The organism is Mycobacterium appelbergii, from assembly GCF_032883035.1.
Lineage (GTDB): Bacteria > Actinomycetota > Actinomycetes > Mycobacteriales > Mycobacteriaceae > Mycobacterium > Mycobacterium appelbergii.
Window position 1 is genome coordinate 556,503 of the sequence record NZ_JAMQTH010000001.1, and the last position, 19,200, is coordinate 575,702.

Annotated in this window: 26 protein-coding genes; 8 read left to right on the plus strand and 18 right to left on the minus strand. The window is 67.2% G+C overall.

Annotated features, from left to right (window positions below):
- Positions 1–29: 29 nt before the first annotated feature.
- The 7 genes from M1247_RS02640 to M1247_RS02670 form a co-directional block, all read right to left on the minus strand.
- Positions 30–950 carry a CopD family protein gene (locus M1247_RS02640; protein WP_317155011.1) on the minus strand — a complete coding sequence of 307 codons (921 nt, stop codon included), beginning with the start codon at positions 948–950 and terminating at the stop codon, positions 30–32.
- On the minus strand, positions 947–1,453 hold the full coding sequence (locus M1247_RS02645; protein ID WP_317154698.1) for a copper resistance CopC family protein: 507 nt from the start codon (positions 1,451–1,453) through the stop codon (positions 947–949). Before M1247_RS02645 ends, M1247_RS02640 begins: the two co-directional genes overlap by 4 nt.
- Positions 1,450–2,085, minus strand: a complete 636-nt coding sequence (locus M1247_RS02650; protein ID WP_317154699.1) for a YcnI family copper-binding membrane protein — start codon at positions 2,083–2,085, stop codon at positions 1,450–1,452. Before M1247_RS02650 ends, M1247_RS02645 begins: the two co-directional genes overlap by 4 nt.
- Positions 2,086–2,128: 43 nt before the next feature.
- A complete protein-coding gene (locus M1247_RS02655) occupies positions 2,129–2,662 on the minus strand; it encodes a hypothetical protein (protein WP_317154700.1) in 534 nt (177 codons plus the stop codon).
- 13 nt (positions 2,663–2,675) lie between these two features.
- Positions 2,676–3,332 carry a DUF6474 family protein gene (locus M1247_RS02660; protein WP_317154701.1) on the minus strand — a complete coding sequence of 219 codons (657 nt, stop codon included), beginning with the start codon at positions 3,330–3,332 and terminating at the stop codon, positions 2,676–2,678.
- Between the two features lie 316 nt (positions 3,333–3,648).
- Positions 3,649–3,777, minus strand: a complete 129-nt coding sequence (locus tag M1247_RS02665; RefSeq protein ID WP_317154702.1) for a hypothetical protein — start codon at positions 3,775–3,777, stop codon at positions 3,649–3,651.
- 26 nt (positions 3,778–3,803) lie between these two features.
- Positions 3,804–4,307, minus strand: coding sequence for a hypothetical protein (locus tag M1247_RS02670; RefSeq protein ID WP_317154703.1), 504 nt, complete (start codon positions 4,305–4,307; stop codon positions 3,804–3,806).
- 22 nt (positions 4,308–4,329) lie between these two features.
- On the opposite strand from M1247_RS02670, the gene M1247_RS02675 reads away from it, so the two are divergent.
- From M1247_RS02675 to M1247_RS02685, 3 genes are read left to right on the plus strand one after another with little or no spacing between them, the layout of a single operon-like run.
- The gene (locus tag M1247_RS02675; RefSeq protein ID WP_317154704.1) at positions 4,330–4,725 is read left to right on the plus strand and encodes a hypothetical protein; all 396 of its coding nucleotides are present in this window, start codon (positions 4,330–4,332) and stop codon (positions 4,723–4,725) included.
- A gap of 46 nt (positions 4,726–4,771) precedes the next feature.
- A complete protein-coding gene (locus tag M1247_RS02680) occupies positions 4,772–5,263 on the plus strand; it encodes an ImmA/IrrE family metallo-endopeptidase (RefSeq protein WP_317154705.1) in 492 nt (163 codons plus the stop codon).
- Complete coding sequence (locus tag M1247_RS02685) at positions 5,260–6,396, plus strand: hypothetical protein (RefSeq protein WP_317154706.1); 1,137 nt, start codon at positions 5,260–5,262, stop codon at positions 6,394–6,396. Before M1247_RS02680 ends, M1247_RS02685 begins: the two co-directional genes overlap by 4 nt.
- A gap of 50 nt (positions 6,397–6,446) precedes the next feature.
- On the opposite strand, the gene M1247_RS02690 is transcribed toward M1247_RS02685, so the two are convergent.
- The 4 genes from M1247_RS02690 to M1247_RS02705 all read right to left on the minus strand — a co-directional run bounded on the left by M1247_RS02690 (position 6,447) and on the right by M1247_RS02705 (position 9,069).
- On the minus strand, positions 6,447–6,845 hold the full coding sequence (locus M1247_RS02690; protein WP_317154707.1) for a transcriptional regulator: 399 nt from the start codon (positions 6,843–6,845) through the stop codon (positions 6,447–6,449).
- Between the two features lie 598 nt (positions 6,846–7,443).
- Positions 7,444–7,977, minus strand: coding sequence for a peptidase (locus M1247_RS02695; protein ID WP_317154708.1), 534 nt, complete (start codon positions 7,975–7,977; stop codon positions 7,444–7,446).
- 185 nt (positions 7,978–8,162) lie between these two features.
- The gene (locus M1247_RS02700) at positions 8,163–8,786 is read right to left on the minus strand and encodes a superoxide dismutase (RefSeq protein ID WP_317154709.1); all 624 of its coding nucleotides are present in this window, start codon (positions 8,784–8,786) and stop codon (positions 8,163–8,165) included.
- Positions 8,787–8,910: 124 nt separating this feature from the next.
- Positions 8,911–9,069, minus strand: coding sequence for a hypothetical protein (locus M1247_RS02705; RefSeq protein WP_317154710.1), 159 nt, complete (start codon positions 9,067–9,069; stop codon positions 8,911–8,913).
- Between the two features lie 362 nt (positions 9,070–9,431).
- Between M1247_RS02705 and M1247_RS02710 the strand changes: the two genes are divergently transcribed.
- Genes M1247_RS02710 through M1247_RS02720 form a run of 3 tightly spaced genes read left to right on the plus strand, consistent with a single transcriptional unit; the run spans position 9,432 to position 11,734 of the window.
- Positions 9,432–9,773: a rhodanese-like domain-containing protein gene (locus tag M1247_RS02710; RefSeq protein WP_317154711.1), complete on the plus strand. Its 342-nt coding sequence runs from the start codon at positions 9,432–9,434 to the stop codon at positions 9,771–9,773.
- Positions 9,774–9,807: 34 nt separating this feature from the next.
- On the plus strand, positions 9,808–10,884 hold the full coding sequence (locus tag M1247_RS02715; RefSeq protein ID WP_317154712.1) for a DUF4328 domain-containing protein: 1,077 nt from the start codon (positions 9,808–9,810) through the stop codon (positions 10,882–10,884).
- 4 nt (positions 10,885–10,888) lie between these two features.
- Positions 10,889–11,734: a glycerophosphodiester phosphodiesterase gene (locus tag M1247_RS02720; protein ID WP_317154713.1), complete on the plus strand. Its 846-nt coding sequence runs from the start codon at positions 10,889–10,891 to the stop codon at positions 11,732–11,734.
- A 6-nt stretch (positions 11,735–11,740) separates the two neighbouring features.
- Here the strand turns inward: M1247_RS02720 and M1247_RS02725 are convergent, their stop codons facing one another.
- The 4 genes from M1247_RS02725 to M1247_RS02740 all read right to left on the minus strand — a co-directional run bounded on the left by M1247_RS02725 (position 11,741) and on the right by M1247_RS02740 (position 15,312).
- On the minus strand, positions 11,741–12,286 hold the full coding sequence (locus tag M1247_RS02725) for a ferritin (RefSeq protein ID WP_317154714.1): 546 nt from the start codon (positions 12,284–12,286) through the stop codon (positions 11,741–11,743).
- A 142-nt stretch (positions 12,287–12,428) separates the two neighbouring features.
- On the minus strand, positions 12,429–13,613 hold the full coding sequence (locus M1247_RS02730) for an LCP family protein (RefSeq protein ID WP_410506804.1): 1,185 nt from the start codon (positions 13,611–13,613) through the stop codon (positions 12,429–12,431).
- A 108-nt stretch (positions 13,614–13,721) separates the two neighbouring features.
- Positions 13,722–14,495 carry a CPBP family intramembrane glutamic endopeptidase gene (locus M1247_RS02735; protein ID WP_317154715.1) on the minus strand — a complete coding sequence of 258 codons (774 nt, stop codon included), beginning with the start codon at positions 14,493–14,495 and terminating at the stop codon, positions 13,722–13,724.
- 34 nt (positions 14,496–14,529) lie between these two features.
- The gene (locus M1247_RS02740) at positions 14,530–15,312 is read right to left on the minus strand and encodes a DUF2470 domain-containing protein (protein ID WP_317154716.1); all 783 of its coding nucleotides are present in this window, start codon (positions 15,310–15,312) and stop codon (positions 14,530–14,532) included.
- A gap of 125 nt (positions 15,313–15,437) precedes the next feature.
- Between M1247_RS02740 and pheA the strand changes: the two genes are divergently transcribed.
- Both pheA and M1247_RS02750 read left to right on the plus strand, forming a co-directional pair.
- The gene (pheA, locus tag M1247_RS02745) at positions 15,438–16,370 is read left to right on the plus strand and encodes a prephenate dehydratase (protein WP_317154717.1); all 933 of its coding nucleotides are present in this window, start codon (positions 15,438–15,440) and stop codon (positions 16,368–16,370) included.
- The gene (locus M1247_RS02750; RefSeq protein ID WP_317155013.1) at positions 16,367–17,053 is read left to right on the plus strand and encodes a histidine phosphatase family protein; all 687 of its coding nucleotides are present in this window, start codon (positions 16,367–16,369) and stop codon (positions 17,051–17,053) included. The genes pheA and M1247_RS02750 overlap by 4 nt, the downstream gene beginning before the upstream one ends.
- Here M1247_RS02750 and M1247_RS02755 read toward each other — a convergent pair.
- The 3 genes from M1247_RS02755 to M1247_RS02765 form a co-directional block, all read right to left on the minus strand.
- A complete protein-coding gene (locus M1247_RS02755; protein WP_317154718.1) occupies positions 17,050–17,238 on the minus strand; it encodes a hypothetical protein in 189 nt (62 codons plus the stop codon). The genes M1247_RS02750 and M1247_RS02755 overlap by 4 nt on opposite strands.
- 62 nt (positions 17,239–17,300) lie before the next feature.
- The gene (locus tag M1247_RS02760) at positions 17,301–17,651 is read right to left on the minus strand and encodes a metallopeptidase family protein (protein WP_317154719.1); all 351 of its coding nucleotides are present in this window, start codon (positions 17,649–17,651) and stop codon (positions 17,301–17,303) included.
- 3 nt (positions 17,652–17,654) lie between these two features.
- A complete protein-coding gene (locus tag M1247_RS02765) occupies positions 17,655–19,112 on the minus strand; it encodes a septum formation family protein (protein WP_317154720.1) in 1,458 nt (485 codons plus the stop codon).
- Positions 19,113–19,200: the final 88 nt, after the last annotated feature.

Consider the following 19,200-nt stretch of genomic DNA (forward strand, 5'->3'; position numbering starts at 1 on the left):
TTTCCCATCATGCCAGGCGGCGACGGCACTCAGCCCGCCACGGCCAGTGCGGCGGCGAACGTGATCGTCACCACCATGATGGCCAACTCCGTGAGTGACCGGGACCGCGACAGGGCCGCGGTGGCCCGATGCGCGCGCGCCGCGGGCAGCCAACCGGCGCGATTTCGCCAGGCCAGGACCAGCAGAACCACGGTCACGATGATCTTCACCGACAGCAGCCGGCCATAACCGGTGACCCACAATTCGGCGGGGGAGTCGAGCCGGATCACGGCGCCGAGGACCCCGGCGAGCAGCAGTACCCCGACGCAGGCCAGTGCCAACTGTGAGAACCGCGGCAGCACCCGCGCCCACTGTCCCCGATGCGTCACGGTGAGGACAAGCGCGGCCAGCACCCCGCACCACAGCGCTGCGGCCATGGCGTGCACGGCGACGGCCAACCCACCGACAGGGCTCTCCGCGAGGTGACCGGCCAGGGTCCGGCCGGCCAGACCCGCCGCGGCGACACCGACGGTCGCGACCGCCGTCGAGGCGGTACGTGGCGCGGCCACGGCGACCGCACATACGACCAGCGCCGCCAGGATGCTCACCAGCCCGGACCGGCCGACCGTCGTGTGCAGGGCGAACTCGGCAACTGTCCGCACTCCGACCCCGAATACCTGCACCGCGGCTGCCTGGGCGGCCACCACGACCATCCGCACCACCTCGGCGAACAGCCAGACCGCACCGCTGACCGCAAGCGGCCGGGCGGCGGTGCGGGTCAGCTCCGCCCGGTGGCGCGCGGTGTCGAGCATCGGAACCGCGGCCAGCCCCACGGTGACGACGGCGGCACAATCGGCCAGCGCCCGCACCAGCGCACCGGAGATCGGGCTCTGCGGATACGCCACCGCCCAGGCCGCGACCGACGACGCGGCGATGATCAGGGCGCCGCCCGCCACCGCCCGCCGGTTCATGACTGCCGACGTATCGCCCACCAGCCGCCTGCGCCGACGATCACCGCGGCACCCAGGATGAAGGGCCACACCGGAAAGCTGTCGTCGGAGGTGCCTGCGTCACTGGCCGACGGTCCCGCGGTACCGGTCCCGGCCACCGTGAGCTCGAACGACCACGACCCTGACACCACGTGTCCGTCAGCCGAGGTCACCCGGTAGTTGACGGTGTAGGTGCCTGCAGGCCCGAGCTGCCCGACCGGGACGCTGACCACCGCACCCTGAACTTCCGGATCGCCCGTGGACCACAGGTTGCCGTCGGGCCCGACCACGGTCATCGCGGCGAACGCCTGCTGCAAAGCCTCGTTGAACGTCGCGCTCACGCGCTGTGGGGACTCGGTGAGTGCGGCCTTGTCGGCAGGATCGGTCGAAATCCGGGTGGCATGTGCTGACGCAGTACCCGCTCCGGCAAGGGCGGACGCCGCCAAGGCGATACCGATCAGCACGGTCCCGATGAACCTCCTCATGACCGCCGCCGACCCGCCAGGGCGGTCACCACGGCCACGGCGGCCAGCACCAGGGCACCGCCGGCCAGCCAGCGCGCCGAGTTGTCGGCTGCGCTTGTTTCCGGTGTGGCAGGACTTTCGGCCGCAGTGCCGGACAGAGTGAGCTGTGGGGCGGGGTACTCGGGCTCGCTGCCGTCGGCTGACGGGGCCTGATCCCAGCGCACCACGGTCCCGTCGGAATAGGTCTGGGTGGTGGGGAAACTGACCGTCTCGGTGTCGGGCAGTTTCACCGAGATGCGGAACAACGCGAACTGATCGGTGGAGATGCCCACACCGGGTGCGGCCGTCCAGGTGACCGACCGGACGGTGCCCGCGGCGGTGTCACGGTCGAGCCGCGCGGTCCAGCCGGGCTGCACCTCGGTCCGCGCCGACGCGACGTCAGGCAGCGTGACGCTCAATTGTGTGGTGAGTGCGCCGGTCTCGGATTCGCCGGGGACCTGGAAGGTGAGTACCGAAGTGCTTGCCGGGGCCGGATTCTCGGCGTCGACATGGACGTGCGCCGAGGCAGGCGCCGCGGTGAGAAGGCCGACGGCGGTGGCCGCCGCGGCGCTGCTGATCAGGGCACGCCGACGCGCCCCGGGGAGGGGTTTCATGATGGTTCGGTGTCTTTCGTCAGGGAATGGAAGTCCGTACAGGTCAGGCGATGACGCCGACCGGCGGACCTCGATGCGACACCGAAGCGGCCAGCAGCAGGAACGAATGCAGCGGCTGATCGGCACTGCGGACCCGGACCTGAGACGTCGCCACCGGCAGCGGCGACCGGGTGGTGGCCACCGCACGGACAGTTCGTGACACCGCGGTGCACAGCCGGGCACCACCGGCGATGAGGAGCGCGCCGATCGTCACCGCCGCAAGGTGTGCGGCGAGCATCGCTGCCGACGGCCGCAGCGGATCCGCACCGTGCGTGTGCCCGCCCGCCGCCAACAGGCCGTGTGCCAGCACCTGACCGGTACCGAGAAGACCGCAGAGGACGACGGCGCGGTTCGCGCCGGCAGTGGTGGCTGCCACCGCGCCGAGCGTCACCGCCAGTACCGCAAGCTGTGCCGTCACGGCGCCGGCAGGCAGGGCGCCCCCGGCCGCACCGTGGGCCGCTATGGCCAGCGCCGTGGTGAGCAGCCCGACGGCCGTGCCCCGCAGCGGGGCTGCGGGGTCGAGACGGGCCGCGGTCATGGTGGGTGCTGAATCAGACCAGGCCCAAGCGGGCCATGAGATCGGCGTCGATGCCATCGAGTTGCGCGGCGATCGCCGCGTGCGCGCCGCGGCGGCGCGGTGTCGGCATGTTCTCCGCCGCGGTCACCGCAGCCGCCAGATCCCGCAGCCGTTCGGTCATCGCCTCGGCGAACTGCTTGGTCTCGGCGTCCTTCGGCTTCTTCTCGACGACCGACCCCAGAGTCTGCTCGGCGCCTGCGATCCGGGCGGACAGCTGTGCCCCATGACCGGAGAACTGGCCGAGTTGGCTGAGCGGGACGCCGAGTTTGTCGGCCCGGCGTTCGTCAATGGCGCCGCGCGCAGCGATCGCAGCGCGGTAAACCAATGGCACCAACACTGGCGCCAGCAAACGTGTGACCGTCAGCATCCGGCGAATGCGAGTGGGCGAAAGTAGCTTGCCTTCGCGCGCTGCCTTCAGTTGGGTCTCCGCCACCTTGAGCGCCGAGCGGTCGCTGTCCCGCTGCGCTTTGAGCTGTGCTTTGAGTGCATTGCGCTCACCCTTGTGATCGGCCTTCATGCGGCGGGCCTCGTTCTTTGCGGTAAGCCTGGCCTCCAGCTTGGCCTTGGCCTTGATAGCGCGGGCTTCGGCTCGACGGGTAGCACGGCTTTTCCGTCGCTTGAACAGGCCCATTTCGGCTGCCTCTCGGTCATCTCGTCGAATATTGGCGGTCACCGCTGCACTGCTGAAGACCCACAGTATCGTCCGGTGGATTTGCTCCGCTGCCACGCCCCATATGCGGTGCGGCCATTCATAAGAGCTAGCAAATCCCGCAACGACATTGTGCGACAATTATCCGGACGTCAGTATGCCGACGGGCGGTGCGCTGAAGGGGGGTGACGAAGTGCGTTCGCGTATACGCGTCGCCGCCTCCACGTGCGTAGTGCTTTCCGGCCTGTTCATCGCCGGTATCGGCGGCGCGCTGGCCTTTGCTCAACCAGGTCGCGGCTCAGGTGACTCCAATCAGTCGTCGTCGGACGGCGGGGGTGCAGGTAATCGCCCCGGTGGCGGTCGCGGCGGTCACGGTGGTCATCAGGGTGGTGGTCACCACGGCGGTGGTCACCAGGGTGGTGGTCACGGTGGTCACCAGGGCAGCGGCGGGAATCACGACGGTCCGGGTGACGACGGCGACGACGGTGACGACGCCGGCCCCACCAGGGGGCCGTGGCACCACCATCCGACGAGGCCGACGAAACCTACCAAGCCGACACGGCCCACCAAGCCCACCAAGCCCACTGACAAGCCAACTGAAACCGGCGAGCCGAGCGAGCCATCCGAGACTCCGGAGCCGTCTTCGAGTCCGTCGCAAACAAGTCCTTCGGAAAGCTCGAGCTCGAGTGCGAGCCCGACCCCGACGACGCCGCCGACGTCGACGGAAACGACCGCGACCCCAACTTCGACCACCGCGACGACCACATCGGCGACGACAACCACAAGCGAGACCACCACGACCACCAGAACCACGACCACCACCAAGACGACGCCGTCCACGACCATCATCGGCGGGGCCCCAGGCGGCGGCGGTGGCGGTGGCGGTGGAGGCGAGATCGCCGCACCGATCAACCGTCCCGAGCCCCCGGCGATACAACTGCCGCCCGAGCCCGTCAACCCCGCGGGCGCCTCACCCGGGTTGGCCGCCGCAGTCGCGGCGGTACCGCCGCCGGTCCTGCTTCCGGTGATCGTGCCGCCGGTCGTCGTGCCACCGTTGGTCGCGGCCGCCCCGAACGATTCGGACGGAAGCGACCGTGGCCCCCAGCCGCAGCGACCGGAGCCCACGTTCAAAAATCAGCGGACTGCGACGGGGCAGCCCCTGTCAGGGCGGTTCGATGTCGCGGCTCCGCCGGAATCGTTCCGCATCGGCTACGTCGACTATCTGCGCACGGCCGGAACGTTGGAGATCGCGGCCGCGGCCGCGCCCGGCGTGGTCGGCATCATGGCGCTGACCGGGGCCGGCGGTTTCTTCGGGTACCGGCAGGCCAAAGCGGGACTTGCGGTCAGGACCGGCACTGCCCGGTTCATCGGTTGACGAGTAAGTCTGATCTGAGGAAACGAACGGGGAGAAAGGGGGAGACATGTCAGCCAGCCGTGCCGTAAGGCGTGCCGTGAACGCAGTGCTTGACCTTGCTCCGCGACGGGGGGAAGTGACGTTGATCCGCTTGGTCGACGCGGTCAGCGAGGATCGGGGCCGGCCGATCGAACTCACCATGGCCGAGCTTCCGCAGGGTGTCTGCGGTCAGTGGCGCCAATACTCCGACCGCGACGTGTTCCTCATCCAGCAGGGCCTGCCGGCCTGGGACCGCACGCTCGCGCACGAGCTGGGTCATCTGGTGCTCGGGCATGAGGGCATCTCCATCGTGCAGGCAGCCGAGGAAGCCGTCGAGCTCGCCGACTCCGACCTGATCAGTTACATGCTCAATCAGAGAACCGGATGCATGGGTCCCAATGGGGAGGACATCGAGCAGGACGCTGAAGACTTCGCGGCGTTGCTGCTCTTCCGGCTGGGCCGGCTCCCGTCAGACCGGTCGTCGATCGTCCAGGTCCGCCTTGGAGAGGCATTTGGTTGATCATTTGGGTGATCGCCGGGCTGCTCGGCCTGGCCACCGGCCTTCGTATCGGCTGGGCTCTGGTCAACAAGCAATCCCTGGTGAGCTCGGCCATGATCGTCGCGCTGGGCAGTCTGGGAATTGTTGCGGCGCTTAACTGGCAGCCGCTGGCATTGCTGATCGACACCGTGCTGCACTGGCCCAACATTGCGATGGGGCTCAGTCAGGTGGCCTTGATCGCGTGTGCGGCGGGCAGCTGCGTGATGATTACCACCGCCTCCTCGGAGCGTGCGCCGGCAATCACCAGGCGCATAGCCGTGGGCCAGTATGCGGTAGCAACTATTGTCGCCGCAGTCAGTTTGGCGACGTTCTTCCTGTCCGGGAAACAACCCGAGATGTCGCCCGAGGAATACCTGAATCGTGGCCTCGGCTCCGACGGGACTTCGTGGTTACTGCCGTTGCTGTATGTGTTGCTTGCGCTCACGTTGGTGGCGTGGGCGGGTCTGCGTTACTCGAACCGGAGCCGTCGCGGCCGTGCGTTGTTCGTCTTCTCGATCGGCATCGTGCTCATCGTCGCGGCGAGCGCGTTCTTCCTGCTGCGAGCAGTTGCGGACATGCAGTTGGTCGGTGTGGGCGCCGCCGCCACCATGCTGGGCTGCGCGATGGTGGTCGTCGCATCCGGGTCGCTGCTGCCCAGTGTCGAGGACTGGTTCGGTTCGCGGCAGGAGCTGAAGAGCCTTGCCCCGCTGTTGTCCGAACTGGGCCGCAGGCAACCCGATGTCGGAATCGGGGTGCGTCCCCGCGGCCCGCTGGCATTCCGGGTGGCCGAGCAGATGTCGCTGATCTCCGACTCGCTGTACCTGGAGGGGACGGCGGCCCAGTCGCGGAAGCGAAAATCGGTGGGTGCCAAGGGATCTACGAGCGGACAGGATTCGGAGCCGCAGGCGCCCCAAGTGTCACCGCAGGAGCAGGCGCGTGCGGTCGCGCAGTGGATCTATGACACGCGCGGCGACGAACCGCAGGAGGAACCTCAGTCATTCCCCGGGTTGAACTGGCTGCGGCAGCCGACGGTGTTCGCCGACCGCGAATGGATCCTCGCGATCGCGCAGCAGTACCGCGACCTCGCCCGCAAAGGTTCCAGAAAAGCAAAGTAGGCAGGGGGCAAAATGCCGACCCTGCCTACCTACAGGCGAATGCCTACGGACTAGTCGTCGAGTTGTTCGCGACGGCGCAGTTCATCGACCTTCTGGACGATGTCGTGCTGAGCCTCCGGCGACAGCCCGACCGTGCGCGCGGCGATGCGTCGGACACCGTCGTCCCGCATGCTCGCGAGCCAGGTCAGTTCTTTGTCGAGCTTCTCGTAGTACTCGTCATCGGTGAAGTAGGCCGGCTTGATCCGGAAGAAGTTGGCCAGGGCGGCCATCGTGGTCACCGAGGGGTTCGTTCGATTGCCCGAACGAAGTTGCGACAGGTAAGGGGCCGACATGGTGATGCCTTCGGACTTGAGCGCGGCGATCACCTCAGCCGAGGTATGGGGTCCGCGCCCAGGAGGGTAAACCGTGTCGAACAGGCGGTTTAGACGGGCGGCGAACGTCTTGCTCATCGATTTGACCTCCACATGGATCACAAGCGGTACGAATAGGCGGCGTATTTGCTGACCATCGTAGCGAGAGATGCCGCAACAACCAAGTGCAAACCGCGTAAAAGTTAACCTCGCTACCCGATTTGGTCACCGTCGCGGCGAAAACCGCAGCCTTCGCCGTGGGGTGACGGCGGGATTGCACCGTGTGACAAGGCAAATAGTAACGGTTGCGTTGTATTGCCCGCGATGAGCTGCCCTCAAGGCTTTAAGCAGGCGGTTTAACCTCCGCGGCGGGCAACCGGACGCGACGCGGCATCACCGGATTGTTATATTTGCTAGAGCAGATGCCGCCCGCGTTGTAACGCCCTGGACACTCTAGTTGGCACGTGTGCCACGCGCTCGACGAGCGCAGTGAACGAAAGCGCCAGGACGGGCGCGCGGATGATTGCCACGGCGGTTTCAGGTCGATTCTGGTGCGGATTCCAATGGTGGTGGCTGACTGCCGGTGGGCCGAGTTGTGGCCGGACGACGGAAAACCCCATGGACGATAGCAGTCCTATCCAATTTCAGGAGTGGGGTTCTGCAATTCGGAGAATGAAGGGCGGCGCGTCGATAGCCGTCATGCCGCCAGCAGCATCGCCAGAATGGCGGTATCGGGATGACTGATCGGGTCGATGCCGACCCGGCTCACCATTGAGGTGACCGTGCCATCGGATTCGGCCTCCACCCAGGCGGCGCGGTGCTCCAGACCGAGGTGGGGCAATCCCGGCAGCAGCACACAGCCCGACGCCGCGCCGCTGCATTCCGGTAACGACGGTGTGGTCTCCGAAGGCGGGTGCAGCAACAACAGTGCCGGGGGCTGGTGGTCGGCAAAATGTCCCGGCGGGATCGCAGACTCACCCACCACCGGGCCTTCGGCGATGACCAGCCCGACCGTGCCGGGTTGGGGCTGGTCAGGAAGTTCCTCGCGAACACCGAAAATCGTTGTGGTCGACAGTAACCCAGGCAGCGACGCGATCCGCACGGTGACAATCAGCAGCTGTGCCCATTCCTTGGTCGAATCCGGCCAACGGCCGGAGACCACGAACCCTTTGAGCGTGCCACCGGAATGGAACGGGGCGATTTCGATCGCCCGACCGGACCCGCCATCCATTTCGCCTCCGGGACATCGGTGTTGGGCCTGCCCGACACGATTGTGAGTCGATCAGATCAGCATGCGGCAGGCGGGCGGACCGTGCAAGGCGACACGGGCATTGCTGCCAAAACGAGGGCGGGGCGTCGCGCAATTCGCGCGACGCCCCTTCTGTAGAGATCAGAACCGACCCCCGGGTCGGGCTCTTAGCCGAAGATCAGGCCACTGGTCTTGGAGGTGGCAGCCGCGTAGCGGTTCTGCACGTCTTCCCAGTTGACGACATTCCAGAACGCCTTGACGTAATCGGCCTTGACGTTCTTGTACTGCAGGTAGAACGCGTGCTCCCACATGTCGACCTGCAGCAGCGGGATGATCCCGAGCGGCACGTTGGCCTGCTGGTCATAGAGCTGGAAGGTCAGCAGGCGATCGCCCAGGCTGTCGTAGCCCAGCACCGCCCAACCCGAGCCCTGCAGACCGTTGGCGGCCGCGGTGAACTGGGCCTGGAACTTGTCGAACGAACCGAACTGGTCGTCGATCGCGGCAGCCAGGTCGCCCGTCGGCTTGTCGCCACCGTTGGGAGACAGGTTTTTCCACCAGATCGAGTGGTTGATGTGGCCGCCGAGGTGGAAGGCCAGGTTCTTCTCATTGAGGAAGATGGCCGCGTGATCGCCGTTTGCGCGCGACTCATCGAGTTTCGCGACTGCGTCGTTGACTCCCTTGACGTAAGCCGCGTGATGTTTGCTGTGGTGAAGCTCGTTGATCTGTCCGGAGATGTGGGGTTCCAGTGCTCCGTAGTCGTAATCCAGGTCTGGCAAGGTGTATTCAGCCACGAGATTCCTTCCTCTTCATTTATCGATGGAGCTAGACGCTCAAAATCGCCGTCAACATTGCTCCATCCCCTCGCGCTCCGCAAGGATGCGCGTCACCACCCACCTATACCCGAAGCCGTTGTGGTCAGAACAAGACGATCAGCGCGAGGATGCCGAGCAGCAACACGGCGATCACACTGGCGCGCAGGAAGGCCATCAGCTGATTACGAGTGTGCAGATGTCCAGAGGACGTCCACTCAGAATGCGGTAAGGCCGAACCCGGCCCCATCGGATGCGACGCCATCAGAAACTCCTGACCTGCACGATCAATGTTTGCCCCCCAGTGAGTTCTGTCACAACAGCTGGTGTGACGCCGATCATAACCCCTCCGGGTGGTCACACGAAATTGGGCCCCGTCCGGATTATTTAGCCGGCCAAGCAATTTCGCTCACGCCGCAAACGGCTGTTGATGGGCGCCGGTCGGCGTACAGAGTTATCCACAGACTTGCTCAGAAAGTGCACAGATAAACCGCTCAGGACGGTATTGTCGCAGGTGTCAGCCTGTGGATTAACCTGTGGAAACTGTGGATAGGCGCACATTGCTGACGCTGCCCAAGTGACCCCTCGTGGGTGCCCCGTCACGCTCCGCGTGCGAGCATGGACGGCATGGACGATGTGGACGTCGAGCAGGCGGATATCGCCACGGTTCCCACGGCGTTCGACGAGGCGACGGTGTTGCTCGATGTCCGTGAGGACGATGAATGGCAACGCGGTCACGTCGCGGGCGCTCAGCACATCCCGATGGGCGACATCCCGGCCCGCATGAGTGAGATCGACACAAACGCAAAACTGTTTGTGATGTGCCACGTGGGTGGGCGGTCGCTGCGCGTTTCGCAGTACCTCGCCCGCAACGGCTACACGCCGGTAAACGTCGACGGGGGAATGCTGGCCTGGGTGGGTGCCGGGCGTCCGGTCATCACCGACGACGGCAGCCCCGGCAGCATCTGATCGTCGCCCGGTTGATCGTCGCTAGGCTGGTCGGATGATCCAGGTGTGTTCTCAGTGCGGGACGCGCTGGAACGTGCGTGAGCGGCAGCGGTCGTGGTGCCCGCGCTGCGGTGGCACACTGCTTGCGCCATCAGCGCCCCAGCAGCCCCAGATGCAATGGGCATCGGCACCGGCCGCACCCGCCACCCCCACCGCACCGGCCGCAGCGCGCACCCCACCACGGCTGGCCCCGGGCTACCGATGGATCGCCGTTCGTCCCGGCCCCCCGCCGTTCAACCGGCGCAAGAATCGGGAGCCCGGACCCACGCCCCGGTACCGGACCATGCCGAGTTGGGGGCTGTACCAGCACTTCGACGTCGACGAGCCGGACCAGGACCGCGAACGTCGCGGGCCGGCACCCGAGCTTGTGCGGGTGATGCTGGTCATCGCCGTGGCGGCGTTGGGGATTGCGGCCTTCGCGCACGTGGTCCGTTATGCGCTGTTGCTGGTGAACCGCTCGATGCTGCTGCATCCGCTGATCGCGGGCGCCGGGGTGCTGTTCGGCCTGCTGGCCAGTGTGGTGGCCCTCGGCATCGTCGTCATCACGGCGGTGCTGCTGGTGAACTGGTTGATCGCCCGCCGCGCCGCGGCCTTCGCCTACCGCGGGCAGGTCGACCCCCGTTCCCCTGCCGAGCTGTGGATCTGTTGTCTGTTCCCGGGAGTCAATCTGTTCGTGGCGCCGGTGTTCGTGCTCGAATTGGCGACGTTGGAAGGCCGGCTGACCCAGTTGCGCCGTCCGATTGTGGTGTGGTGGATCGTCTGGGTACTGAGCGCCGTGGTGGCGGTGTGGTCGGTGGTGACCACCGTGATGGTGACGTTCTTCTCCAGCACCCCGCAGAATATCGCCGACAACACCGTGACCACCGCAATCGGCTATCTGCTCGCCTTGTCGGCACTGCTACTGGCAGCCCGGGTGTTCTCCGGGTTCGAGCAGGCCCCGGTGGCGCACAGCGCCAGGCGCTGGGTGGTGGTGGGAGCCGCACCGACGGGCCAGGATCAGCACACCGAATCGGATGATCAACCGGAATCGGCGGTTCCAGTTGAGACTGAAGGCCGGAACCCGGCAGCATAGCGATATGAATGCGGGCGATGCCGGTGCCGCGGGGCCGGCGATATCCGGCCCGGGCCATCCGTTCGTCGTCGCGCATCGCGGTGCGTCCGCGGATCTGCCCGAACACACGCTTGCCGCCTACGATCTCGCGTTGCGCGAAGGCGCGGACGGGGTGGAATGCGATGTCCGGCTGACCAAGGACGGGCACCTGGTATGTGTGCACGACCGCAAGGTGGACCGGACGTCGACGGGCACCGGCCTGGTCAGCGAGATGACCCTGGCCGAACTACGGACACTGGATTACGGCGCGTGGCACGCGAGCCGGAGCGCCGACGGCGATCAGGGCGATACCGGGCTGCTCACCCTCGAAGCGCTCGTGGCTCTGGTGCTGGACTGGAACCGCCCGGTCAAGCTGTTCATCGAGACCAAGCATCCGGTGCGCTACGGCGCCCTGGTGGAGAGCAAGGTGTTGGCGCTGTTGCACCGGTACGGGATTGCGGCGCCCGCGTCGGCCGATCTGTCCCGCGCGGTGGTGATGTCGTTCTCGGCGGCCGCGGTGTGGCGCATCCGCCGCGCCGCACCGATGCTGCCGACAGTGCTGCTGGGGGAGACTTCGCGGTATCTCGGTGGCAGCGCCGCGACCACCGTCGGCGCCACCGCGGTCGGGCCGTCCATCGCGACGCTGCGCGAACATCCGGAGTTGGTGGACAGGGCGGCGGCGCAAGGCCGGGCCCTGTACTGCTGGACCGTCGACCACTACGAGGATGTCCGGTTCTGCCGCGACCTGGGTGTGGCCTGGGTGGCCACCAACCATCCAGGCCGCACCAAGGACTGGCTGCAGAACGGACTGACCGGTGCGGGCCTGGATTAGCGGGTCTTAGAGCGTGCCGCCGGCGGCCTTGGGTGCGGTGGCATCGGCGGTCGCGCGGGCGAGCTCGCGGGCGACGAAGTCTTCGACGTGGAACAGATTGGCGCCTGCACGATCGGCGATCCGGACCAGCGTCTGCATCGCCGCCACCTCCTCGACCTGCTCCTTGAGGAACCACTGCATGAACTGCTCGCCGAGGTAATCCCCCTCTTCGCGGGCCACGCTGGCCAACCGGCTGATCTGCTCGGTCACCGTGCGTTCCTGGTCGAGCGCCAGTGCGAGTGCGTCGCGCGGAACGTCGAACCGGTTGCACACCGCGTCCACGCCGGGGATCTCGACTTCGATGTCCCGGTCGAGCAGGTACTGCACCAGCATCATGGCGTGGTTGCGTTCCTCGACGGCCTGACCGTAGAAGTGTTTGGCGAGCTGCGGAAGATCGGCGCCGTCGAAATAAACCGCTATCGCGATGTATTGCTGCGATGCGGTGAATTCATTACGAATTTGGTCGTGCAGTAGGGCGTGGAATTTCGTATCGAGTGCGCCGAACGTCGTCATGTGGTCGAGGATAGAGCAGGTCAGAGGGCATTGTCAGCAAAGGTCAACCTCATTGAGTTTAGCTTTACCTAAGGCGTGTGACGGCCATTACCAATTGCATCGCGCAAATGTTGAGCCCGATTTGACTTTGCTCGGATCAGGGTTATGGGGCGTTGATGACGTCGGAGGGCAGCGGGGCGTCGGAGGTCAGTGCGGTGAACAGGCGGCCGGCCGCATCGCTGTCCCACACCACCACCGAACCGGAATCGCTTCCGGTGAATTCTCCGATGGGCACCGTGGTGGTGACCAGGTCGTCGCCGTGCAAGGCCCACGCCAGCCGAGCCAGATCCCATACGTGGGCGTCCTGGTCGACCGTGACGGTGCCTGCGGCGGCGCGAGCCATGGGATACCAGCGCAGGGGATTGAGCAGCACGGCCGGACTGACGGCGCGATGCAGCAGCGCGGACATGAACTGCTGTTGATTGAGCATCCGGTCGAGGTCGGCACGCGGTGTGGCCCTGGTGCGGACGAACCCCAGCGCATTGCGGCCGTCGAGCAGTTGGCAACCGGCGGGCAGATCGATGCCCGCCAGCGGGTCGCTGATCGGCTCGGTGGGGCACATGGTCACTCCGCCGACCGCGTCGACGAGTGCGGCGAAGCCGTCGAACCCGATCTCCCCGTAGTGGTCGAGGTGCAATCCGGTCGCCAACTCGACGGTCTGCGCGAGCAACGGTGCGCCGCCGAGTGAGAACGCGGCGTTGATCTTGTCCTCGCCGTAGCCCGGGATCGGCACGTAGGAGTCGCGTGGGATGGACACCATGGTGGGCGGGGCGCTCGAACCGATCCCGGGGATGTGCACCAGCAGGATGGTGTCGGTGCGGCCATCGCCGATATCGCCGCCGGTGGCGAGTTCGGCCTGCTGATCCGCGGTGAGGTGCTGGCGACTGTCCGAGCCGACGAGCAGCCAGGTGGTCCCGCGGCCTGCGGCGGGCCGTTCCGGGTAATCGGCCAGTGCCGGGATGCGCTGCAACGACGAATCGATCCAGGCACCGCCTGCGATCACCGACAGCACGCCCACCAGGAGCAGTGCCAGCACGAGCCGGCCCCAATGGCGGCGCCGCCGGGTTTTACGTGCCGGGGCCGGCGGGCGCGGCGGCGGCAGTGGCTGTCGGACTGGCTGTCGGGCTGGCTGCCGGGGTGCCTGTTGCCGCGGCGGTGGCGGTCTCGACGGTTGCCGGGGCGGTGGCGGGGGTTGCCTGGGCGGCGGGGGCTGTCGATATGGTGCCTGCCTGGGTGGTGGTGGCGGGGCCGGGGGATGCGGCGGCCGGTAGTTGGGATCGCGCCGGATGACCTGTGGGGGCTCGTGGGACGGCCGGCGAACCACTGGACGCCGCTGGCGCGGGTCGGGGTGCCGGTTGTGGTCCACAGCAAAAATGTACGTGTCGGAACGGCCGTGCTACTGCAACCAGCCGAGATGGTTGGCCACCAGCGCATAACCGACGAATGCGACCGCATCGATCAGGGTGTGCGCGATGATCAGCGGCCAGAGCCTCCCGGTGCGCTGCCAGACGTAGCCGAACACCAGCCCCATCACGATGTTGCCGACGCCCGCGCTGTAGCCCTGATAGAGGTGGTAAGCGCCGCGCAGCAGGCTGGAGATCACCAGGGCGGTGACCGGGCTGACGCTCAGTTGACGGAGCCGGGTCAGCACGAAAGCGACCACGATGATCTCTTCGGCCCAGCCGTTGGCGAATGCGGCGCCGAGCAGCATCGGTATCCGCCACCAGGTGTCGTAGAGCTCCGCCGGCTCCACCGTCGCACTGAGACCCAGTAATCGTGCGATGACGTAGAACCCCAGACCGGGCAGCCCGATCAGGGCCGCCAAGGCCAGGCCACCCAGCCCGTCGGCGCGCCATTGCGGGCGGGACAGTCCGATGGCAGCCGGTCCGAAACCACTGCGCCACAACAGGTATACGGCCAGCGCTCCCCAGGCCAGCAGTTGCAGAACACCGGCCAGGTGCAGGCCGAAGTCGATGGGGTCGAACGGACTGCGGCGGGGATTGAGCGCGACCGTCTGCCCGGACAGTCCGAGCAGCACCGATTCGGTCAGCTTCAGGAGCGCTGTGTAGGCACTGAGCCCGAACGTCACCGCCAGTACGACGGCGATCTCGATCTTCAGTACCCGGCGCTGCGATTCGAGCAGCGGCTCGTCAGCAGAGGGCCCGGTCACCGGAGCTACGGTAGCGGCAGCGACCGCGCACCCGTCAGATCCGGCGCGCGCGCAGCCCGTTGAGGAACGGACAGCCCATCAGCACCCGGATCGCCTGGCTCAGCCCCGTCACGTCGTCGACGGGCTTGGCGAACGGCAGTCGCACGTCGTGGTCGCCGTTCTCGTTCTCCACCCGCAACTGCACGCCGTAGCGATCGAGGCCCAGTGGACGCACGCGACCCTGGCGCAGTGTCATCGGCAGCCGCGTGGCCAGCCGGTCCACCACGTCGCGGTGCGCCGAATCCAGGTGCTGCAGCCAGCACGACTCCATCGCACAGAACGGATCGGGGCGGGCCTGCAGCAGCGCCCCCAGGCCCACCGACTCGGCTCCGGTGGAATCGGCCACCACGACCGACTCGATCTCGAGGCGCACCAGCGCGTAGCTGTCGTCCTGCTGGTCTCCGGTGGAATTCACCTGGAGCAGTGCGGGGTTCGGGTCCTCGGCGGCCACCAGGTCCAGCAGCGTGGCGATTCCCTCGGAGGGCACATGCTGGAGCCGGCCGCGAATCCACACCAGGGACCGCACCGGCTCGCGCAGCGGCAGCGGAGCGTAGTCGGTCATCTCCAGGACCGCCTGGACTCCGGCGGAGCCGGAGCCGGCCACCATGGCGGCCAGTGGGCCGGATTCGGGGATGGTGATCGCGAACGAGCCGTCGTCGAGAAGGTGGTGCACGGGAGACGCGAAGGGCTCGATGCCCTCGACGGCGAGCATGGCGCCACCACCTCGTGCGCACGCGCTGCGGATTCGCTCAGCTGTCGTCGGTGCCGCTACTGGCATCTCGCCGCCTTTCTTTGGTGAGGTAAGCCTAACTTAACTGGACGGTGAAGCGGCGCGCAAGACTTACCGGCGCCGACAGGGTCCGGCTACGTCGAATGCCGGGGCCGGCGGCTAATGTGGACGGGGTGCCGCGCATCGCCTACCTGGGACCCGAGGGAACCTTCACGGAAGCGGCATTGCTGCAGATGGTGGCCCAGCGCATGGTGCCTCCCAGCGCTGTGACCGGCGCCGATGTCACCCCGGTGTCCACTGACAGCACCCCCGCCGCGCTGGCCGCGGTGCGCGATGGGCGGGCCGACTACGCCTGCGTGCCCATCGAGAACTCCATCGAAGGTTCGGTGCTGCCGACGCTCGACAGCCTCGCCACGGGCCCGCCGCTGCAGATCTACGCGGAACTGACGCTCGACGTGTCGTTCGCCATCGTGGTCCGCCCAGGCCACCGCGACACCGTCGGCACGGTCGCCGCATTCCCGGTCGCGGCCGCGCAGGTGCGCCGGTGGCTGGACGCCAACCTGCCCGATGCGACGTTGGTGCCTGCCATCTCGAACGCGGCCGCCGCCCAGGACGTGGCCGAGGGCCGGGCCGACGCCGGGGTGAGCACCCGTCGTGCCGCCGAGCGCTGGGGCCTCGACACGCTGGCCGTAGACGTCGTCGACGAGGCCAACGCCCGTACCCGCTTCGTCCTGGTCGGACCACCAGGGCCGCCGCCTGCGGCCACCGGCACCGACCGCACGTCGGTGGTGTTGCGCCTGGACAACGTGCCGGGTGCGCTGGTCTCGGCGATGACCGAGCTCTCGATTCGCGACATCGACCTGACGCGCATCGAATCCCGGCCCACCAGAACCGAGTTGGGCACCTACATGTTCTTCCTCGACTGGGTGGGCCACATTGACGACGGCCCGGTGGCCGAGGCACTTAAAGCGCTCCACCGACGTTGTGCAGATGTGAGATATCTGGGTTCCTGGCCAACCAGGTCGGCCGCAGGCGCATCGCCGCCGCAACTTGACCAGGCGTCGCAATGGCTGACGCGCATCCGCAACGGATCGGTCGACTCATGAGCGGCCGGCTGGTGCTCGTCCGGCACGGGCAGTCCTTCGGAAACGTCGACCGGCGTCTCGACACGCTCCCGCCGGGCGCGGAGCTGACGGACCTCGGCCACGACCAGGCCAGGCGGTTCGCCGGCGTGCTGCCGCACCGCCCTTCGATGGTCGCGCACTCCGTGGCCCGCCGGGCCGCTCAGACCGCAGCGGGCATCGCGAGCGAGTCCGGCTTGAAGACCCATGAGTTCGAGGGCGTCCACGAGGTCCAGGTCGGCGAACTGGAGAACCGCAACGACGACGCCGCGATCGCCCAGTTCGAGGCGATCTACCAACGGTGGCATCAGGGCGAGCTGGATGTGCCGATGCCAGGGGGTGAGTCCGCCGAGCAGGTGCTCACGCGCTACGTGCCGACGCTCACCCAGCTGCGGATGCGCTACCTCGACGACCACGCGTTCGACGGCGACATCGTGCTGGTCAGCCATGGCGCGGCGATCAGGTTGGTGGCGGCGGTCCTGGCAGGCGTCGACGGCAGCTTCGCGCTGGACCATCACCTGGCCAATACCGAGGCGGTGATCCTGGCGCCCATCACCGACGGGCGGTGGAGCTGCGTGCAATGGGCATCGCTGACCCCGCCGTTCTACCCCGAGCCGGATGTGCATCCGGTCGAGGACGCGCTGCGGTCCAGCGACCCGATGGGTTAAACCGCGAGCGCGACGTCCCGACCGCAGGGGCACCCGACCGCCGCACAGTCCATGCTGAAGGTGTGTGCTGCCTCGGGGGTGGTGCAGCCGTCGTCGGTGCACTCCGCGCGGTACCGCACGTGATGGATCACGGTGCCGTGGCAGTGCTCCAGACCGGCCAGACAATCCCGGCACTGGATACTCATGGCCCGTTCATAGCACTGCCGACGGACAAACCGTGGATGCCGCGCGGATGCGGTTCGGCGAATTACGCCCAGCCCAGCTCGTGGAGCCGTTCGTCGTCAATCCCGAAATGATGTGCGATCTCGTGGATCACGGTGATCGCCACCTCTTCGACGACGTGGTCCTCGTCCTCACACATGTCCAACAGCGCATCGCGGTAGATCGTGATGGTGTCCGGCAGTGAGCCGGCATACCAGGAATCCCGTTCGGTCAGTGCGACGCCCTGGTACAGGCCCAGGATGTCGGGTTCGTCGGAGTTGCGCCCTTCCACCAGCACCACGACGTTGTCGATCGCTGCCGCCAGCTCGGGTGGTACCCGATCGAGCGCGTCGGACACCAGCTCCTCAAACCGTTGCGAACTCATCCGCACGGCCATGAGCTAGGGCACCGGTGGCGGCGGGAGCGGCTCGCCGGGCGGCGGCACTGCCGGGGGTGGGGCCTGTTCCGGCGCGGGCGCAGGGGGAGGCGGGGCCTGTTCCGGGGCCGGCGGCGGCGGTGGGACCTGTTCGGGGGCCGGTGGAGGCGGTGGGGCGCCGGGCGGCGGCGGGTTGACCGTATTGGACTGCTCGGGTGGGGCCGGGGCGGCGGTCGTGGTGGCAGCCGGCTGCTGCGGCATGTGCTGGCTCTGCTGGTTCTGGCTGCTCGACGAGGAGGAATCGGACGACGAACCCGAATCGGAGGAGCCCGAGGATGACGACGAGCCCGAGGACGAGCCCGATGATGAGGACGACCCCGATGACGTGTCCACCGTGTCGGGCATCGGCACGGGGGGCAGATTGAGGCGTTCCTCGGGAATGTCGGGCGGTGCGACCGGCGGCTGCCCGTTGATCACCAACGGGCCCTTGGCGCTCTGCACCAGCGTGGACCAGCCGCCGTTGCCGAGGGTCGCGCCGATGCTGCACGACACCTGGTGGCTACCCGCCGACCAGCTGGGCAGCGAGATCGTGCTGTAGCTCAGTGCCAGCGTCGTACTGCGCAGCTCCACCGGAGCCAGGTAGTCGTCGGTCAGCTTGGTGCAGGTGTCCTTGATGTAGCTGTCCTGTTCGGGTTCGGGCGGCAGCCCACCCGGGAACTTCTCGGCGAGGTTCACCGCTCCGGTGACCTCCATGGCATGCGGTGCCGCACAATCGACGGGAACGTCGGTGGGCTGGTTGGTGGCAGCGTCGATGCCGAGGCAGGTGCCTGCAGCCCAGACCTTCGATTGGTCGATGTCGGCGACCTTGCCCTGGAACTCGATCTGGCTGTCGCCGGGCCCGAGCAGTTGCAGCCCGCACAGCATGCGGCGCTCGCCGGCCTGCTTCCAGGCCTTCTCGCCGGACCACAGCAGTCCGATGGTGAATTTCCCGTTCGGGTCGAATTTGGGGCCGAGGTAGCCGCGCAGCGCAGGCCCGCATTGTTCCTGGCTGATCTGCTTGATGCGCTCGACCGAGGGCGGCGGGGCCTGCGGTCCGTACTCGCTGCCAGGGAAGGTCCGCATGTCGACGGCCTCGGCTACCTCGAAGCGGTGGTTGTCCTTGCAGTCGACGATGTGCGCGGCGTCGGGATTGCGTCCCGGCCAGGTCAGGCAGTCGCCGCTCTTCACGTGATCGAAGGTGTCGTTACCGCGGGGCCCCAACGCGATGGCGCCGGAGTTGAGGGCGGTGTTGGCGCCCTCGCTGCGAGGCAGTGCCGTGATCAGACCGGCGATGAGCAGTCCGCCGAGAGCCGTCAGCAGTAGCGCACGTCGCGTCGACGCGGCATGCAGACTGTGCCACCACTTCCCTTCACCGGGAGCGTCGCCGTCAGCGCGGTAGGGGAGCAGGTCGTCGTGCTCAGGTGCCTCGAACATCCGCTCCATTGTGACAGGCGTGTCAGGTGCTGTGACAAGTGATGCAGTTGTAACGTTATGTGGTTGTGCTTGTCGGCGGCCGACGAATGTGTGTTGG

Coding starts and splice junctions, on each gene's coding strand:
- M1247_RS02755 (WP_317154718.1), bottom strand. CDS start 17,238: ATGAGTATCCAGTGCCGGGATTGTCTGGCCGGTCTGGAGCACTGCCAC.
- M1247_RS02765 (WP_317154720.1), bottom strand. CDS start 19,112: ATGGAGCGGATGTTCGAGGCACCTGAGCACGACGACCTGCTCCCCTAC.
- M1247_RS02695 (WP_317154708.1), bottom strand. CDS start 7,977: ATGGATGGCGGGTCCGGTCGGGCGATCGAAATCGCCCCGTTCCATTCC.
- M1247_RS02715 (WP_317154712.1), top strand. CDS start 9,808: ATGATCCAGGTGTGTTCTCAGTGCGGGACGCGCTGGAACGTGCGTGAG.
- M1247_RS02720 (WP_317154713.1), top strand. CDS start 10,889: ATGAATGCGGGCGATGCCGGTGCCGCGGGGCCGGCGATATCCGGCCCG.
- M1247_RS02655 (WP_317154700.1), bottom strand. CDS start 2,662: ATGACCGCGGCCCGTCTCGACCCCGCAGCCCCGCTGCGGGGCACGGCC.
- M1247_RS02705 (WP_317154710.1), bottom strand. CDS start 9,069: ATGGCGTCGCATCCGATGGGGCCGGGTTCGGCCTTACCGCATTCTGAG.
- M1247_RS02740 (WP_317154716.1), bottom strand. CDS start 15,312: ATGCCAGTAGCGGCACCGACGACAGCTGAGCGAATCCGCAGCGCGTGC.
- M1247_RS02660 (WP_317154701.1), bottom strand. CDS start 3,332: ATGGGCCTGTTCAAGCGACGGAAAAGCCGTGCTACCCGTCGAGCCGAA.
- M1247_RS02645 (WP_317154698.1), bottom strand. CDS start 1,453: ATGAGGAGGTTCATCGGGACCGTGCTGATCGGTATCGCCTTGGCGGCG.
- M1247_RS02725 (WP_317154714.1), bottom strand. CDS start 12,286: ATGACGACGTTCGGCGCACTCGATACGAAATTCCACGCCCTACTGCAC.
- M1247_RS02650 (WP_317154699.1), bottom strand. CDS start 2,085: ATGAAACCCCTCCCCGGGGCGCGTCGGCGTGCCCTGATCAGCAGCGCC.
- M1247_RS02640 (WP_317155011.1), bottom strand. CDS start 950: ATGAACCGGCGGGCGGTGGCGGGCGGCGCCCTGATCATCGCCGCGTCG.
- M1247_RS02760 (WP_317154719.1), bottom strand. CDS start 17,651: ATGGCCGTGCGGATGAGTTCGCAACGGTTTGAGGAGCTGGTGTCCGAC.
- M1247_RS02750 (WP_317155013.1), top strand. CDS start 16,367: ATGAGCGGCCGGCTGGTGCTCGTCCGGCACGGGCAGTCCTTCGGAAAC.
- M1247_RS02680 (WP_317154705.1), top strand. CDS start 4,772: ATGTCAGCCAGCCGTGCCGTAAGGCGTGCCGTGAACGCAGTGCTTGAC.
- M1247_RS02710 (WP_317154711.1), top strand. CDS start 9,432: ATGGACGATGTGGACGTCGAGCAGGCGGATATCGCCACGGTTCCCACG.
- M1247_RS02690 (WP_317154707.1), bottom strand. CDS start 6,845: ATGAGCAAGACGTTCGCCGCCCGTCTAAACCGCCTGTTCGACACGGTT.